This window comes from Microbacterium sp. NPDC055599, assembly GCF_053618975.1.
This window is the reverse complement of record NZ_JBSHIM010000007.1, coordinates 87953-103110: the sequence shown is the minus strand read 5'-3', so window position 1 is coordinate 103110 and position 15158 is coordinate 87953. Positions and strand designations below refer to the sequence as shown.

General features: G+C 69.3%; 15 protein-coding genes and 1 tRNA gene. 7 read left to right on the top strand and 9 right to left on the bottom strand.

Translation table 11 applies throughout. The features are described from left to right. Positions 1-6: 6 nt before the first annotated feature. From ACWGQ1_RS08560 to ACWGQ1_RS08550, 3 genes are read right to left on the bottom strand one after another with little or no spacing between them, the layout of a single operon-like run. Positions 7-1005: a DNA-formamidopyrimidine glycosylase family protein gene (locus ACWGQ1_RS08560; protein WP_452312781.1), complete on the bottom strand. Its 999-nt coding sequence runs from the start codon at positions 1003-1005 to the stop codon at positions 7-9. A gap of 1 nt (position 1006) precedes the next feature. After that, positions 1007-1492, bottom strand: a complete 486-nt coding sequence (locus tag ACWGQ1_RS08555; protein ID WP_136037371.1) for a ribose-5-phosphate isomerase — start codon at positions 1490-1492, stop codon at positions 1007-1009. 39 nt (positions 1493-1531) lie between these two features. Then, positions 1532-2716, bottom strand: coding sequence for a ferrochelatase (locus tag ACWGQ1_RS08550; protein WP_136037372.1), 1185 nt, complete (start codon positions 2714-2716; stop codon positions 1532-1534). Positions 2717-2880: 164 nt separating this feature from the next. On the opposite strand from ACWGQ1_RS08550, the gene pepN reads away from it, so the two are divergent. The 4 genes from pepN (at position 2881) to ACWGQ1_RS08530 (ending at position 8695) form a co-directional block, all read left to right on the top strand. Beyond that, complete coding sequence (gene pepN, locus ACWGQ1_RS08545) at positions 2881-5433, top strand: aminopeptidase N (protein WP_452312780.1); 2553 nt, start codon at positions 2881-2883, stop codon at positions 5431-5433. Positions 5434-5511: 78 nt separating this feature from the next. Next, positions 5512-6585: a mechanosensitive ion channel domain-containing protein gene (locus ACWGQ1_RS08540; protein ID WP_452312779.1), complete on the top strand. Its 1074-nt coding sequence runs from the start codon at positions 5512-5514 to the stop codon at positions 6583-6585. Next, positions 6582-7031: a globin gene (locus ACWGQ1_RS08535; RefSeq protein ID WP_136037375.1), complete on the top strand. Its 450-nt coding sequence runs from the start codon at positions 6582-6584 to the stop codon at positions 7029-7031. The genes ACWGQ1_RS08540 and ACWGQ1_RS08535 overlap by 4 nt, the downstream gene beginning before the upstream one ends. Then, positions 7028-8695, top strand: a complete 1668-nt coding sequence (locus tag ACWGQ1_RS08530; RefSeq protein WP_452312778.1) for an FAD-binding dehydrogenase — start codon at positions 7028-7030, stop codon at positions 8693-8695. The genes ACWGQ1_RS08535 and ACWGQ1_RS08530 overlap by 4 nt, the downstream gene beginning before the upstream one ends. Before the next feature lie 150 nt (positions 8696-8845). Here the strand turns inward: ACWGQ1_RS08530 and ACWGQ1_RS08525 are convergent, their stop codons facing one another. Further along, entirely contained in the window at positions 8846-9511 is a 666-nt protein-coding gene (locus ACWGQ1_RS08525; RefSeq protein ID WP_452312777.1) for a hypothetical protein, read from the bottom strand. A 51-nt stretch (positions 9512-9562) separates the two neighbouring features. Here ACWGQ1_RS08525 and ACWGQ1_RS08520 point away from each other — a divergent pair, with 51 nt between their 5' ends. Further along, on the top strand, positions 9563-10453 hold the full coding sequence (locus ACWGQ1_RS08520; RefSeq protein ID WP_136037377.1) for an acyl-CoA thioesterase: 891 nt from the start codon (positions 9563-9565) through the stop codon (positions 10451-10453). A gap of 36 nt (positions 10454-10489) precedes the next feature. Here the strand turns inward: ACWGQ1_RS08520 and ACWGQ1_RS08515 are convergent, their stop codons facing one another. The 4 genes from ACWGQ1_RS08515 to ACWGQ1_RS08500 all read right to left on the bottom strand — a co-directional run bounded on the left by ACWGQ1_RS08515 (position 10490) and on the right by ACWGQ1_RS08500 (position 13890). Further along, positions 10490-10978, bottom strand: a complete 489-nt coding sequence (locus ACWGQ1_RS08515) for an acyl-CoA thioesterase (protein ID WP_136037378.1) — start codon at positions 10976-10978, stop codon at positions 10490-10492. A gap of 4 nt (positions 10979-10982) precedes the next feature. Further along, on the bottom strand, positions 10983-12662 hold the full coding sequence (gene ettA, locus ACWGQ1_RS08510; RefSeq protein WP_211544294.1) for an energy-dependent translational throttle protein EttA: 1680 nt from the start codon (positions 12660-12662) through the stop codon (positions 10983-10985). 81 nt (positions 12663-12743) lie between these two features. Further along, on the bottom strand, positions 12744-13238 hold the full coding sequence (locus ACWGQ1_RS08505) for a DUF6993 domain-containing protein (RefSeq protein ID WP_240744576.1): 495 nt from the start codon (positions 13236-13238) through the stop codon (positions 12744-12746). A 73-nt stretch (positions 13239-13311) separates the two neighbouring features. Next, entirely contained in the window at positions 13312-13890 is a 579-nt protein-coding gene (locus tag ACWGQ1_RS08500; RefSeq protein WP_247981645.1) for a single-stranded DNA-binding protein, read from the bottom strand. A gap of 205 nt (positions 13891-14095) precedes the next feature. Between ACWGQ1_RS08500 and ACWGQ1_RS08495 the strand changes: the two genes are divergently transcribed. After that, entirely contained in the window at positions 14096-14365 is a 270-nt protein-coding gene (locus ACWGQ1_RS08495) for a hypothetical protein (protein ID WP_136031867.1), read from the top strand. Between the two features lie 24 nt (positions 14366-14389). Here ACWGQ1_RS08495 and ACWGQ1_RS08490 read toward each other — a convergent pair. Then, positions 14390-14462 (bottom strand) — tRNA-Arg (locus ACWGQ1_RS08490). A 61-nt stretch (positions 14463-14523) separates the two neighbouring features. Here ACWGQ1_RS08490 and orn point away from each other — a divergent pair. Beyond that, the gene (gene orn / locus ACWGQ1_RS08485) at positions 14524-15150 is read left to right on the top strand and encodes an oligoribonuclease (RefSeq protein WP_136031865.1); all 627 of its coding nucleotides are present in this window, start codon (positions 14524-14526) and stop codon (positions 15148-15150) included. Positions 15151-15158 lie beyond the last annotated feature (8 nt).

Below are 15158 nucleotides of genomic sequence, written 5' to 3'. Positions count from 1 at the left end.
GCGGACTCACGCCTGGCAGCGGGGGCACCAGTAGAGCTTGCGCGCGCCGATCTCCTCGAGCGCGATCTCGGTGCCGCAGACCCGGCACGGGAGTCCGGCGCGGTGGTACACCCAATGCCGGTCGTCGCGGCTCGCCATCGCAGCACGGTACTCGTCGGGCGACAGGTCGTCCATCGTCATCATCTGACCCGTCTCGACACCGATCGCCAGCAGGCGCACCCAGTCGTGCCAGAGGGCGCGCACCACATCCTCCGGCACGTCTCGTCCGGGCGTGTGCGGATTGAGCCGCTGCCGGTAGAGCATCTCCGCGCGATACACATTGCCGATGCCGCTCACCACCGCCTGGTCCATCAGCAGCAGCGCGATGGGCGTCGACTTCTTGCGCACCGCACGGACGAAGCGCTCCTCGTTCTCGGCCGTATCGCCGACGAGCGGATCCGGACCGAGCTTGGCGACCGTCGCGAGCATCTCCTCGGGCGTCTGCAGGACGCACGCCGTAGGGCCGCGCAGGTCGGCGGCCGTGATGTCGGTCATGAGCCGCAGACGCACCTGCCCCACCACGGGCGGCGGCCATTCCACCCCCTCGTCCGCGAGACCCTTCGTCTGCTCGGACATGCGCACGTGCACCCGCGTGCGTCGCGGGGCGCCGATCGAGGCGAGAGAGTTCTCTCCGGCGTCGTCCAGGATCGGGTCCTCCAGCACGGTGCCTCGCTGGTTCGTCTGACCCATACGACCATTCGCAGACGCGATCGTGGGGTCGACGAGGATCTCGCCAGCGAAGTCCCAGGCACCGTAGAGCCCGAGGTGCACGCGAAGCCACAGGTCGCCCTCGGTCTCCAGGAACATCTGCTTGCCGACCGCCTGCACGCTCGTCGCCGTGCGCCCGTCGAGGATCGCCGCGCCCTCGGCGAAGCGTCCCTGGGGGCTGGAGGCGCGGAGCACCTTGCCGACGAAGTTGCGGTCGAACTGCCGGGCGATGCGGTGAACGGAGTGACCCTCGGGCATGTCAGCCCCGCGGATCCGGGAGCAGCGAGCCGTCGCGCTCGAAGTCGGCGATCTGTCCGATGCGGCGCACATGACGCTCATCGCCCGAGAACGGGGTCGAGATGAACCGGTCGATGAAGGAGGTCACCTCGTCGTACGTGTGCTGCCGCGCGCCGATGGAGATCACGTTGGCGTCGTTGTGCTCCCGTGCGAGCTCGGCCGTGGAGAGGTTCCACACCAGGGCCGCGCGGACACCGCGCACCTTGTTCGCCGCGATCTGCTCGCCGTTGCCGGATCCGCCGAACACGACACCCAGCGCCTCGACGCCCGCCTCCTGATCGGCGACCACCGCCTGAGCAGCCCGGATGCAGAACGCCGGGTAGTCGTCGAGCGCGTCGTACTCCACCGGACCGTGGTCGACGACCTCGTGCCCCGCCGCCCGCAGGTGCTCCTGCAGCTGCGTGGAGAAATCGAGTCCAGCGTGATCGGTGGCGATGTGGATGCGCATGGCTTCCATCCTAGAAGCCGCCGCCGACACCCGTTCCGGTCACGGGGCGACGCCGGCGGCCGCCGGCTTGAACCCCGCCCTGACGTTCTCGCAGCAGCCGGGCCGGCAGACGTCGAAGCCGCCGGGGAGCGACGTGACGTGAGCGCGCTCCTCGTTCGGACGCCCCTGCAGCCGCTCTTCGATCAGGTCGACGATCCCCTCGACGAACGTCGGCGACACGCCAGGCGTCGGCGTGCGCGTGAACGCGAGTCCCGCGTCTTCCGCCGCCTCCGCCGCCTCGGTGTCGAGATCCCAGAGCACCTCCATGTGGTCGCTCATGAATCCCACCGGCACGACCGCGACCGCGCGCCGCCCTCGCGCGGGAAGCTCACCGATCACGTCGCACACGTCCGGCTCGAGCCACGGCTGCGACGCGGGCCCCGAGCGCGACTGGTAGACGAGCTCCCAGGCCACGTCGGCCGCCGCCGGCACGGACTGCCGTACCCGGTCCATCACCCAGGCCGCGACGGCCAGGTGCTGCGCGGCATAGGCGCCGCCCTCGCCCCAGTCGATGTCGCGGGCGCCGGAACGCTCGGCGTCGGCCGTCGGGATGCTGTGCGTCGAGAACAGGATCTGGATGTCCGGCGCGGCGATGCCCTGCGCCAGAAAGCCCTCGATGGCCTCCCGCACTCCCGACTCGAAGGCCTCGACGAAACCCGGGTGGTCGTAGAACGGGCGGATCTTGTCGATCGTGACGGTCTCCCCGAGGCCGGTCTCCTCCAGCACGCGCGCGAAGTCCTCGCGGTACTGGCGGCAGCTGGAGAACGAGCTGTAGGCGCTCGTGGCGAACGCGAGCAGCGTGGTGTGCCCGTTGCGCGCCGCCTCGGGCACGACCTCCTCGAGGTAGGGGGCCCAGTTGCGGTTGCCCCAGTACACGGGCAGCTCGATGCCGCGCGCGACGAGCGCCTGCTCGAGCGCCTCCTTGAGCACGCGGTTCTGCCCGTTGATGGGGCTCACGCCGCCGAAGTGACGATAGTGGTGCGCGACCTCCTCCAACCGCTCATCGGGGATGCCGCGACCGCGCGTCACGTTGCGGAGGAACGGGATCACGTCCTCCTGACCCTCCGGGCCACCGAAGCCGGCGAGGAGGATCGCATCGTACGCGACGGGCGTGGTCACGAAGGGCGCACCGCTGGCGGCGGCAGGCGAGGCAAAGGGGACGACATTCGGCTCGATCGCAGTCACCCCTCCATCCTCCCACCTCGTCGAGGCACCGGTGTCCGCTCGCCGCCGGGAGAATGCGCACAGAGCGTGAGCCCGCCTCGCGCACTGGCGTAGGCTGTCATGGTTGCCGTCGGCGCCAACTGCGCCGACCCCGGTGACATCCCCTCACCCCTGGGAGTACAGCTGTGCCTGGAGAGAACCTCACCCGAATCGAAGCGCAGGAGCGCCGCGATGTCATCGACACGCACTCCTATGAGGTCGCCCTCGATCTGACGAAGGGCGCCGAGGTCTTCGGTTCCCGCAGCGTCGTGCGCTTCTCCGCGACGCCCGACGGTTTCACCTTCATCGATCTGATCGCCCGCGACGTGCGCGAGATCTCTCTCAACGGCGAGCAGCTCGACCCGCAGGAGGTCTTCGCCGACTCTCGCATCGCGCTGTCCGGGTTGCAGGCCGAGAACGTGCTCGTCGTCGACGCGGACTGCCTCTACACCAACACGGGCGAGGGCCTGCACCGATTCGTCGACCCCGTCGACGGCGAGGTCTACCTGTACTCGCAGTTCGAGGTGCCGGACTCGCGCCGCGTCTTCGCGGTCTTCGAGCAGCCCGACCTCAAGGCGACGTTCCAGTTCACGGTCACGGCGCCCGCGGCGTGGAAGGTCGTGTCCAACTCCCCCACGCCCGAGCCCATCGTGCACGACGACGACGTCACCGCCACCTGGGGCTTCGAGCCGACGCCGCGCATCTCCTCGTACATCACCGCCCTCGTCGCGGGACCCTACGAGTCCACGTCCTCCGAGCTCACCAGCGCCTCCGGCCGCGTGATCCCGCTCGGCGTCTACGGCCGCAAGAGCCTGTGGCAGCACCTCGACGCCGACTACATCTTCGACAAGACCCGTGAGGGCTTCGCGTACTTCGAATCGAAGTTCGGCGTCCCCTACCCGTTCGCGAAGTACGACCAGCTGTTCGTGCCCGAGTTCAACGCCGGGGCGATGGAGAACGCGGGTGCGGTCACGTTCACCGAGACCTACGTCTTCCGCAGCAAGGTCACCGACGCCGTCAAGGAGCGCCGGGTCGTCACGATCCTGCACGAGCTCGCGCACATGTGGTTCGGCGACCTGGTCACCATGAAGTGGTGGAACGACCTGTGGCTCAACGAGTCGTTCGCGGAGTGGGCCTCCACCATCGCGACGGCCGAGGCCACCGAATGGACCGAGGCCTGGACCACGTTCAACGCGATGGAGAAGACCTGGGCCTATCGCCAGGATCAGCTCCCCTCTACGCACCCGATCGTCGCGGAGATCAACGACCTGGAAGACGTGCAGGTCAACTTCGACGGCATCACCTACGCCAAGGGCGGCTCCGTGCTGAAGCAGCTCGCCGCGTGGGTCGGCATCGAGGCGTTCTTCGCCGGGGTGTCGCAGTACTTCCAGAAGCACTCGTGGGGCAACACCGAGCTCAGCGACCTGCTGTCGGAGCTCGAGGCCACGAGTGGACGCGACCTGGGCACCTGGTCGAAGAAGTGGCTGGAGACGGCCGGCGTCAACACGCTCGAGCCCGTGGTGGCCGAGGGCGACGACGGCAAGATCTCGCGTTTCGCGATCACCCAGACCGCCCCGGCGGACTACCCGACCATCCGTCCGCACCGCCTGGGCATCGGCTTCTACTCGCTGCAGGACGGCACGCTCACGCGCGTCCACCACGTCGAGGTCGATGTCGACGGCGACCGCACCGAGGTCCCCGAACTGCAGGGCCTCGCGCGCCCCGACCTGATCCTGCTGAACGACGACGACCTCGCCTACGCCAAGATCCGTCTCGACGAGAAGTCGCTGGCGACGGCGATCGCACACCTCGCCGACATCCACGACCCGCTTGCGCGCTCCCTCGTGTGGGGCGCCGCCTGGGACCAGACGCGCGACGCGGAGACGGCGGCCTCGGACTACATCGACCTCGTGCTGGGCAACATCGGCCGCGAGACCGAGTCGACCACGGTCCGCACGACACTCGCCCAGCTGCGCACGGCCGCCACGCTGTACGTGCGACCCGAGGAGCGCCAGGCGGCGCGGCTCAAGGTCGCGGACGGCCTGTGGGCCCTCGCCGAAGCCGCAGAGGCGGGCAGCGACAGCCAGCTCCAGTTCGTCACGGCGTTCGCGAACGCCCTGGTCACCCCTGAGCACGCCGGCATCGTCGGGCGCCTGCGCTCCGGCGAGGAGACCCTCCCCGGTCTCGAGATCGACGCCGACCTGAACTGGCAGCTGCTCGTCGGACTCGCGACCATCGGAGCGACGGACGCCGCGACGATCGACGCCGCTCTCGCCGCCGACAACACCGCCAAGGGCGCGGAGTTCGCCGCACAGGCACGAGCCGCTCTTCCCGACGCCGCCTCGAAGCAGGCCGCGTGGGCCTCTCTGATCGAGCGGGATGACGCGCCGAACACGATCGTCCGGTCGGCAGCCCTCGGCTTCGTGCACCCCGCAGGCGCCGAAGTGCTCGGCGAGTTCGTGCCGAAGTACTTCGAGATGCTGCTGCCGGTGTGGGAGTCGCGCACCTACCAGATCGCCCAGTACCTCATCGTCGGACTGTTCCCCACGGCGCTGGCCGACGTGGCGCTGCGCGACGCGACGCGCTCGTGGCTGTCCTCGCACCAGGACGCTCCGCCGGCGCTCCGTCGCCTCGTGCTGGAGAACCTCGCCGACGTCGAGCGCGCGCTGGCGGCGCAGTCCCGCGACGCCGAGGACTGATCGGCGCCACCCTCCGTCCGGGCCTCTGCCGCCGCGCTTCCAGCCGGGGCAGAGGCCCGCTCGGTAAACTCGGCAGTGATGATCCTCCCCCTCGAGACCACGCCCGACCCCACTCCCACCGCGCTTCCCGACTGGGTCCAGGATCTGCTGACCCTGCTCGGACACATCGGCGGCAAAGCGCTCGTCGTCGCGATCATCATCGCCTCCTGCGTGGTGATCGCTTTCGTGCTGCGGGGCGTGATCAGGCGCGTCGTGCACCGGATCGTGGACAGCGCGAAGAACAAGGCGTCGGTCGACGACACCCAGGCGCTCGAACGCTCTCCGCTCGCCGATATGCGTCTGGTCCAGCGCACGAGGACCCTGGGCACGATCCTCCAGAACATCGTCAACGTGATGCTGGTGGTCATCGCGATCGTGCTGGTCGTGAACGCTCTCAGTCCCAGCCTGCTCGGGTCGCTCACGCTGCTGACCGCCGCCGTGGGCGCTGGTCTCGGTTTCGGCGCCCAGAACATCGTCAAAGATGTGCTCAACGGGATGTTCCTCGTCGCGGAGGACCAGATCGGCATCGGTGACGTGGTCGACCTTGGTCTGGCGAGCGGCGTGGTCGAGTACGTGAGCGTGCGCATTACCCAGGTCCGCGACGTGAACGGCACGCTCTGGTACGTCCGCAACGGCGAGGTCACGCGCATCGGCAACATGTCGCAGGGCTGGGCGCGCGCGATCGTCGACACCGGCGTCGCGCCGGACGCCGACCTCGACCAGGTCGAGCACATCATGCTCGAGACGGCACAGGGCCTCGCGAAGGACCCCAAGTGGCGGACGCGCATCGTCGAGAAGCCCGAGCTGTGGGGCCTGGAATCCATCGACGGCGACGCCCTCGTGGTCCGCGTCGTCATCAAGACCAGGGCGAACGCCAGAGACGACGTCGCACAGGAGCTGCGGCGCCGGCTGCGGGCCGCTCTGCTGGAGAAGGAGATCGCGGTGCCGCGCATGTCCGATGTCGTGCCGACGGGGCTCGAAGGCGCACGGCGCGTACGCGGGGCGAACCCGCCGAAGACCCGGCCGAACGCCGTCACGGGCGTGCCGGTCATCCCGGACCGCGGCATCTGGCGCCGCAAGAAGCCGTCGACCGAAGGGAGTGGCGACAGATGACGTTCTACGACGAGGTCGGGGGCGCAGAGACGTTCCGGAAGATCGTCTCCGTGTTCTACCGCGAGGTCGCCCTCGATCCGGTGCTCAAGCCGATGTATCCCGAGGAGGATCTGGGTCCCGCCGAGGACCGCCTGCGGATGTTCCTGGAACAGTACTGGGGCGGTCCGACCACGTACGGCGAGACCCGCGGACACCCGCGCCTGCGCATGCGTCACATGCCGTTCCACATCGACCCGGACGCGCGTGATCGTTGGCTTCGTCACATGCGCACCGCCGTCGACGAGGCTCGATTGTCTCCGCTGCACGAATCCACGCTCTGGGACTACCTGGAGCGCGCCGCCTATGCCATGGTGAACACATTCGAGCCGTCCGGCATCGGCACGACTCCCCACGGGCGCCCGACGCTCGAGACCCGCGCACGTCAGGAATCAACGGAGAACACATGACGACGAAGCCCCCGACCACGGACGTCCTGGTGATCGGTTGGGGGCTGGCCGGACTGGTCGCCGCCCGCGAAGCACTGGCGGCCGGGCGCCGGGTCATCGTCGTCGACCAGGAGCCGCGGACGAACCTCGGCGGCCAGGCGTGGTGGTCGTTCGGCGGACTCTTCTTCGTGGACTCCCCCGAGCAGCGCCGATTCGGCATCAAGGACTCGCTCGAGCTCGCCACCCAGGACTGGTTCGGCAACGCGGGCTTCGACCGCCCGGAGGACGAGTGGCCGCGCCGCTGGGCCGAGGCGTATCTGCAGTTCGCCGCCGGAGAGAAGCGCTCATGGCTGCGCAGCCTCGGCGTTGGCTTCTTCCCCGTGGTCGGCTGGGCGGAGCGCGGCGGCTACGGCGCGATCGGACCGGGCAACTCAGTGCCGCGATTCCACATCACCTGGGGCACCGGCCCCGGGATCGTCGCCCCCTTCGCCGCGGCCGTCGAGGAGGGCGAGCGCAGCGGTCGGCTCACCGTGCTCGCGCGGCACCGCGTGGAGAGCCTCATCGTCACGGATGGACGTGTCACCGGCGCCCGCGGCTCCGTCCTCGCCTCCAGCGGTGCGGAACGGGGAGTGCCGTCCTCCCGCGAGGTGATCGGCGCGTTCGAGATCACGGCGAAGGCGACCGTCGTGTCGTCCGGAGGGATCGGCGGCAACCACGAGCTCGTCCGTGCGGCGTGGCCCGAACGGCTGGGAACGCCGCCGGCGCACATGCTCTCCGGCGTCCCGGCGTATGTCGACGGCTCGATGCAGGCCGTCACCGCGGCCGCCGGCGCCCGCCTGATCAACGGCGACCGCATGTGGCATTACGTGGAGGGGATCACGAACTGGCATCCGGTGTGGCCCGCGCACGGCATCCGCATCCTCCCCGGCCCCTCGTCCCTGTGGCTCGACGCGACGGGCGCGCGCCTCCCCGTGCCGCTGTTCCCCGGGTTCGACACGCTCGGGACGCTCGCGCACCTCCGGCGCACCGGTCACGACCACTCCTGGTTCGTCACGTCGCGGCAGATCGTGGAGAAGGAGTTCGCCCTGTCCGGCAGCGAGCAGAACCCCGACCTCACTGGCAAGGATGTGGGGCTGCTGCTGAAGTCGCGGCTCGCCAAGGGACCGACCGGCCCCGTCCAGGCGTTCCTCGACGAGGGACAGGACTTCATCGTCGAGAACGACCTGGAGTCGCTGTTGGAGCAGATGAGCCGGCATGACGGTGGCGAGCTGCTCGACATCGACACCGTGCGGCGCGAGGTGGTCGCGCGCGACCGCGAGATCGAGAACGAGTTCACCAAGGATGCCCAGATCGGCATGCTGCGCTCGATGCGCGGCTACCGCGGTGACAAGCTCATCCGGACGGCAGCGCCGCACCGGCTGCAGGACCCGGCCGCCGGCCCGTTGATCGCGGTCAAGCTGCACGTCCTCACCCGCAAGTCGCTCGGCGGCATCCACACCGACCTCGACGGTCGTGCGCTGGACGCCCAGGGCATCCCGATCCCTGGCCTGTTCGCCGCGGGCGAGGCGAGCGGCTTCGGCGGTGGCGGTGTCCACGGGTACCGGGCGTTGGAGGGCACGTTCCTCGGCGGGTGCCTGTTCTCCGGGCGACAGGCGGGAAGGTCGGCCGCCGCGGCGGCGGACTGACCCCGCGCCACGGGGCTCGTGGCGAAACCCTCGGATACGCCCCGGCGCGGTCGATCGACGAGCGTGGCTCGCCCCCTCGGGTCACGCCGGCGCTGCGGCCGCCCCATCAGGCCCTGGCGCTCATCCCGTCGCTCCGAGGTGGCAGCGCCGTCAGGCTCGGGTGCCGGTGGCCCGCACGCCCGTGAGCCCGGACGCCACGGGGCCTCGTGCCAGCACATGCCCGCGACGGAAGGCGAGCCGCGACCAGCGACCGGCGCGCGACACCCCGACCTGTTCCTCGCCCGAGATGAAGCCCATGGCGTCTGCGGCGAACGCCACACCGCGCGGCAGCCCGCCGAGATCGTCGTCGGGCTCGCCCCAGATGGCCGCCCGGAGCGCGCGAACCGCTTCCTCGCCCGAGCCGGCGCCCGCACCCCGCGCCACGGCGGAGATCCCCCACTGTGCGCGCTGCGCGACGACGGACGCCTCCAGCGACGCCTCCACGGTCCAGCCCTGGCGCGGCGGGGATACCCCGGCCCAGGACGGCGACAGGCCGGTGTCCGGCAGCATGAGGCGTTCGGGGGTGTCGGCGGGCGACAGGCTGTCGACGACCAGGTCGCATTCGAGCTCAGGGTCCGCGTGCACGATACGCATCGCGAGGATCGTGGGGGTCTGATCGAACAGGGTCTGCGGCGAGAGCACGGCCGTGGTCAGCGCCAGGACCCCGCGCGAGGCCTGAAGTCGTACTCCCCCGTCACCCGCGCGACCGGCGCGGCCCACGAACGTCAGGACATCCTTCGCCGTGTCGGCATCGGCGAGCAGGAGCGTAGGCGGCACGCGTTCTAAACTACCAAGAGGTGCGGCGCCTGCGGTCGCGGAGAGGAACCCATGAGCGCGGACGACCACGCCATCCAGACCGTCGATCGACTCCTCGAGGTTCTCGACCTCGACGCCACCCAGGCCCGGACGACCGAGGACATCTTCACGGGCTCCTCGCACCCGATGCCGAGCGGCCGCATCTACGGAGGCCAGGTGCTGGCGCAGACGCTCCTCGCGGCGGAGCGCACCCTGCCGGAGGATCGCGCCGTCCATTCGATGCACGGCTATTTCCTGCGGCCCGGTGACGCGAGTCAGGGCATCACGATCGCCGTCGACCGCATCCATGACGGCCGCTCATTCTCGACGCGCCGCACGCAGGCGTACCAGAACGGGGTGCCGATCTTCTCGATGATCGCGTCCTTCCAGGATGCGGATCCGGGAGTCGAGCACGCGGAGCCCATGCCCGAGGGCGTGCCCGACCCGGAGACGCTGTCCCCCGACGAGGATCGCGTTCCCGGACTCACCGGGGGCGCGCGGCGGATGCTCACCGATCGCGCCGCGGACATCCGTCACGTCGAGTCGCCGCTGTACCTCCCCAACGACGATGCCCGGGTCCCGCGTCAGGCCGTCTGGATGCGACTGCGCGCTCCGCTCCCCGACGACCAGCGGCTGCATCGCGCGGCACTGGCGTACCTCAGCGACATGACGATCCAGGAGTCCATCCTGCGCGCGCACGGGGTCTCGTGGGCACACCAGGGACTCAAGGTCGCGAGCCTCGATCACGCGATGTGGTGGCACCGTCCCGCGCGCGTCGACGAGTGGCTGCTGTACGCGCAGGAGTCCCCGAACGCGCGCGGCGGGCGCGGGCTGGCCACCGGGCGGATCTACACGCGCGACGGCTCGCTGGTGGCGAGCGTGGCGCAGGAGATCATGATCCGCGTGCCGTCGGAGGCATCCTGATCCGAGCGTTCGGCGCGGGTCACACGGCCGTCGAGGTCAGCGGTGCGCGTACTCGATGGAGGGGCCGACGTACGGCTCCCAGGCCTCGCGCATCTCGGAGGTGAGTCGCGTGGGGCGACCCGTCGCGGCCTCGACGAGCACGATCACTGCTGTCGACCGCGCGTACAGCACCCGCGGCTCCGCGGCCGGGTCGTTGTGCACCTCGTAGCAGACCTCGACACTGGACCCGCCGAGCTTGCCGAACCACATCTGCACCTCGAGCGGTCGACGCTGATACGGCACTGGCGCGAGGTACTCGATCTCCTGCCGGGCGATCAGCGTCAGGATGCCCTCGTCGATGCCGGAGTCGAGCACCGCCGTGGACGGCGCCTCCTCGCCGGGACCCGCCCGCCAGAACGCGCGGACGCGCGCCTCCTCGAGCAGCTTGAGCATCGAGGTGTTGTTGACGTGGTTGAACGCGTCCAGATCCCCCCAGCGGAGGTGGATCGGGATGTGCAGGCGGGTTCCCGGCGAAGGCGCAGTCATCGGGTCAGTCGCGCGTGAGCTTGCGGTGGGTCGACCGGTGCGGCTTGGCCGCGTCGGGCCCGAGGCGCTCGATCTTGTTCTGCTCGTAGGCCTCGAAGTTGCCCTCGAACCAGTACCACTGGTCGGGCTTCTCGTCGGTGCCCTCGTACGCCAGGATGTGCGTCGCGATGCGGTCGAGGAACCACCGGTCGTGGGTGATGACCACCGCGCAGCCGGGGAACTCGAGCAGGGCGTTCTCCAGCGAGCTGAGCGTCTCGACGTCGAGGTCGTTGGTCGGCTCGTCGAGAAGCAGCAGGTTGCCGCCCTCCTTGAGCGTCAGCGCGAGGTTCAGTCGGTTGCGCTCACCGCCCGAGAGCACACCGGCCTTCTTCTGCTGGTCAGGACCCTTGAAGCCGAACTTCGACACGTAGGCCCGCGAGGGGATCTCCGTCTTGCCGACCGTGATGAAGTCGAGCCCGTCGGAGACGACCTCCCACAGCGTCTTGTTCGGGTCGATCGACGAGCGCGACTGGTCGACGTAGCTGATCTTGACCGTCTCGCCGATCTTCAGGTCGCCGCCGTCGAGGGGCTCGAGACCGACGATGGTCTTGAACAGCGTGGTCTTGCCGACGCCGTTCGGACCGATCACGCCGACGATGCCGTTCGGCGGAAGGCTGAAGCTGAGGCCATCGATCAGCGAGCGTCCGTCGAAGCCCTTCTGCAGGTTCTTCGCCTCGATCACCACGTTGCCCAGACGCGGCCCCGCGGGGATCTGGATCTCCTCGAAGTCGAGCTTCCGCGTCCGCTCCGCCTCCGCGGCCATCTCCTCGTAGCGCGCGAGTCGCGCCTTCGACTTCGTCTGGCGACCCTTGGCGCTGGAACGGACCCATTCGAGCTCGTCCTTGAGGCGCTTGGCGAGCTTCGCGTCCTTCTTGCCCTGGATGTCGAGACGCTCGGCCTTCTTCTCCAGGTAGGTCGAGTAGTTGCCCTCGTAGCCGATCAGCCGACCGCGGTCGACCTCCGCGATCCACTCGGCCACGTGATCGAGGAAGTACCGGTCGTGGGTGATGGCGATGACGGCGCCCTTGTACGACTGCAGGTGCTGTTCGAGCCACAGCACACTCTCCGCGTCCAGGTGGTTGGTCGGCTCGTCGAGGAGCAGCAGATCCGGCTTCTGCAGCAGGAGCTTGGCGAGGGCGACACGTCGCTTCTCTCCGCCGGAGAGGGGGGCGATCGCGGCGTCGCCGGGGGGCGTGCGCAGTGCGTCCATGGCCTGCTCGAGCTGGGAGTCGAGGTCCCAGCCGTCGGCCGCGTCGATCTCCTCCTGCAGGGTGCCCATCTCGGCGAGCAGCGCATCGAAGTCCGCATCGGGATCGGCCATCAGCGCCGAGATCTCATTGAAGCGGTCGAGCTTCGCCTTGATCGCGATGCCGTCCTGGATGTTCTCCAGCACGGTCTTCGACTCGTCCAGCTCCGGCTCCTGCATGAGGATCCCGACCGAATAGCCGGGCGACAGCTTCGCCTCGCCGTTGGACGGCGTGTCGAGCCCGGCCATGATCTTCAGGATCGTCGACTTGCCGGCGCCGTTGGGGCCGACCATGCCGATCTTCGCTCCGGGAAGGAACGCCATCGTGACGTCGTCGAGGATGAGCTTCTCGCCCACCGCCTTGCGCGCACGCACCATCGAGTAGATGTACTCAGCCACCGAAAACCGCTCCTTCTGTTGGCGTCGAAGATCGACACTCCAGCCTACCGGCCGTCGGCGGCAGGGTTCGTGACCGAAGCATCACCAGTCGATCGGACGCGTCGTCCCGACCAGGCAGCGTCCCTCGGCGAGCTGGGGCATGACGACGGCCACCACCTGTCCCGTCGAGGGACCGACCTGTCCCACCAGGCAGGATTCCTCTCCCCAGCGCACCGAGAACTGGAGGCTTTCCACCGGGTTGCCCACGGTGGTCTGGTCGGGCGTGACCTGCATGGCGGTGCGATCGAAGCCCCCGGCCACCAGCGCGTCGATATAGGCCCGACCCTCCGCCCGCTGTTCCGAGGCCCACACACCCTCCGCGATCGCCCGGAAATACGGAAGATTGTCTTCCGCGGTGCCCTCGGGCTGCAGTGCCGGCGACGCCGTCGCCGTATCCGCGGGCGAGGGCGACAGGGAGCTCGGCGGCGTCGGATGCTCGCCGGCGGCGGCCGTGCATCCGACGAGGAGGACGAGGATCGCACCGGCTCCGACGAACGCGCGGGCGGTGCGGGCGAGTGACGGGGCCGTTCGGAGCACGAGCCGAGTCTACGTCGCCCACACCCACAGCCCGGCGTGCTGACGGTGCGTGGCTGACGCTGCGCGCCTGCCCCTACTGCCCCGCCGACACCCTGGCTCCCGCTCCGAGGAAGCCGTCGGGGAACGCCTGGTCCGTCGCCGCACCCCCGTCCCCGGAACCGTCGATGCCCCACAGGTCACCCAGATCGTCTCCGGTTCGGCCACTCGCCGTCGTCCGCGCGCCTCCACTCGCGGAGTCGGCACCGGGAGACTGCTCCCCATCCTTCTCTCCCTCCGCCACGGTCTCCGGAGAGCGTCTCGGCGACGGCCGGAACGCGGTCGTCCCCCACCGCAGGTCGTGCCCGATCGCGTCGGCTTCGATGTCGGCACTCGTGCCCTGCTTCCCATTGCTCTCCCAGGCCCGGATGCGCAGGCGGCCGGTCACGACGATGCTGTCGCCCACCCGCAGCGACGCCCTGGCGTTCTGACCGAGCTGCCGGAACGCCGCCACGGAGAACCAGTTGGTCTCGGAGTCGACCCAGGTCTGGGTCGTCGGTTCGAAGCGGCGGTGCGTGCTCGCCAGCCGGAAGTTGGTGACGGGCACCCCCGCGCCGGTGTGCCCCTGATGCGGATCGGTCGCCACTCGCCCCACGACGGTGATCATCTCGGTCATGCTGTTCTCCTTCTGTCGCCGGAGCCTCTCCGGATGTCTCCAGCCTGCGGTGACGGCAGGAGCATCGACTGACGCATCCACGCGCTGTGGGGACGCATCGCCGACATCGACGAAGCGTGGAGGAAGAGCCCGGTCAGACGCGTGTCCCGGCGCGGCGCGAATGTCGGTGGCCCGTCCTAGCGTTGATGCAGGAAGGGAGAAATCGATGTCTGAACGAACGTCCGCCACGGCCCCCGAGGTGCCCTTCGCCGCACCTCGTCTCTCCTCGGAGAAGGAGCATCTCGTCCGCGCCGCCGACCACCTGTGGCGGGTTCAGGACTCGCGGGAGTATGTCCTCGGTCACCTGAGGATCGTGCCGGACCCGCTCGGTCTGCGCTACCGGGCGGAGCGGCTGCACCTCGCGACCGGCCGCTTCCGGCTGATCGGAGAGTTCTGGCGTGCCGACGATGCCGTGGCCGCGCTTCGCCACTGCTGATGCCGTCGCTACGTCGATCGGAAGCGCCCCCGGCAGGATTCGAACCTGCGACCAAGAGATTAGAAGGCTCCTGCTCTATCCCCTGAGCTACGGAGGCGGACAGTCCTACCGTACCGCGGGCAGGCGGGCGATGTCGGTGCCCTCGATAGGATGACGACATGGTAGCTGCCTCCGAGAACGATCGCCTGGTCTGGATCGACTGTGAGATGACGGGCCTCGATCTCTCCGTGGATGAGCTCGTCGAGATCGCGGTCGTCGTCACCGACTTCGAGCTGCGTCCCCTCGACCCCGGATTCCAGGTCGTGATCAAGCCGAGCGATCAGGCGCTGTCCCACATGAACGACTTCGTCACGAAGATGCACGAGACCTCCGGGCTGATCGAGGAGATCCCGCGGGGCGTCACGCTCGCGGAGGCCGAGGAGCAGACGCTCGCCTACATCCGTCGTTTCGTCCCGCTCGAGCGCAAGGCACCCCTCGCAGGCAACACGATCGGCACCGACCGCATGTTCCTCGCCAAGTACATGCCGCAGGTCGACCAGTGGCTGCACTACCGCAACGTGGACGTGTCGAGCATCAAGGAGCTCTCCCGGCGCTGGTATCCCCGGGTGTTCTTCCAGGCCCCGGCCAAGGACGGCGGACACCGGGCCCTCGCCGACATCCTCGAGTCCATCCGTGAGCTCCGCTACTACCGGGAGGCCGTGTTCGTCGACGAGCCGGGTCCGTCGAGCGACGACGCCAAGGAGATCGCGACGCGCACCGTGTCGGAGTTCACCTCGAACATGTAATAGACTCG

Coding starts and splice junctions, on each gene's coding strand:
- ACWGQ1_RS08555 (WP_136037371.1), bottom strand. CDS start 1,492: ATGCGCATCCACATCGCCACCGATCACGCTGGACTCGATTTCTCCACG.
- ACWGQ1_RS08535 (WP_136037375.1), top strand. CDS start 6,582: ATGACGTTCTACGACGAGGTCGGGGGCGCAGAGACGTTCCGGAAGATC.
- ACWGQ1_RS08495 (WP_136031867.1), top strand. CDS start 14,096: ATGTCTGAACGAACGTCCGCCACGGCCCCCGAGGTGCCCTTCGCCGCA.
- ACWGQ1_RS08530 (WP_452312778.1), top strand. CDS start 7,028: ATGACGACGAAGCCCCCGACCACGGACGTCCTGGTGATCGGTTGGGGG.
- ACWGQ1_RS08500 (WP_247981645.1), bottom strand. CDS start 13,890: ATGACCGAGATGATCACCGTCGTGGGGCGAGTGGCGACCGATCCGCAT.
- ACWGQ1_RS08515 (WP_136037378.1), bottom strand. CDS start 10,978: ATGACTGCGCCTTCGCCGGGAACCCGCCTGCACATCCCGATCCACCTC.
- ACWGQ1_RS08540 (WP_452312779.1), top strand. CDS start 5,512: ATGATCCTCCCCCTCGAGACCACGCCCGACCCCACTCCCACCGCGCTT.
- ACWGQ1_RS08520 (WP_136037377.1), top strand. CDS start 9,563: ATGAGCGCGGACGACCACGCCATCCAGACCGTCGATCGACTCCTCGAG.
- ACWGQ1_RS08560 (WP_452312781.1), bottom strand. CDS start 1,005: ATGCCCGAGGGTCACTCCGTTCACCGCATCGCCCGGCAGTTCGACCGC.
- orn (WP_136031865.1), top strand. CDS start 14,524: ATGGTAGCTGCCTCCGAGAACGATCGCCTGGTCTGGATCGACTGTGAG.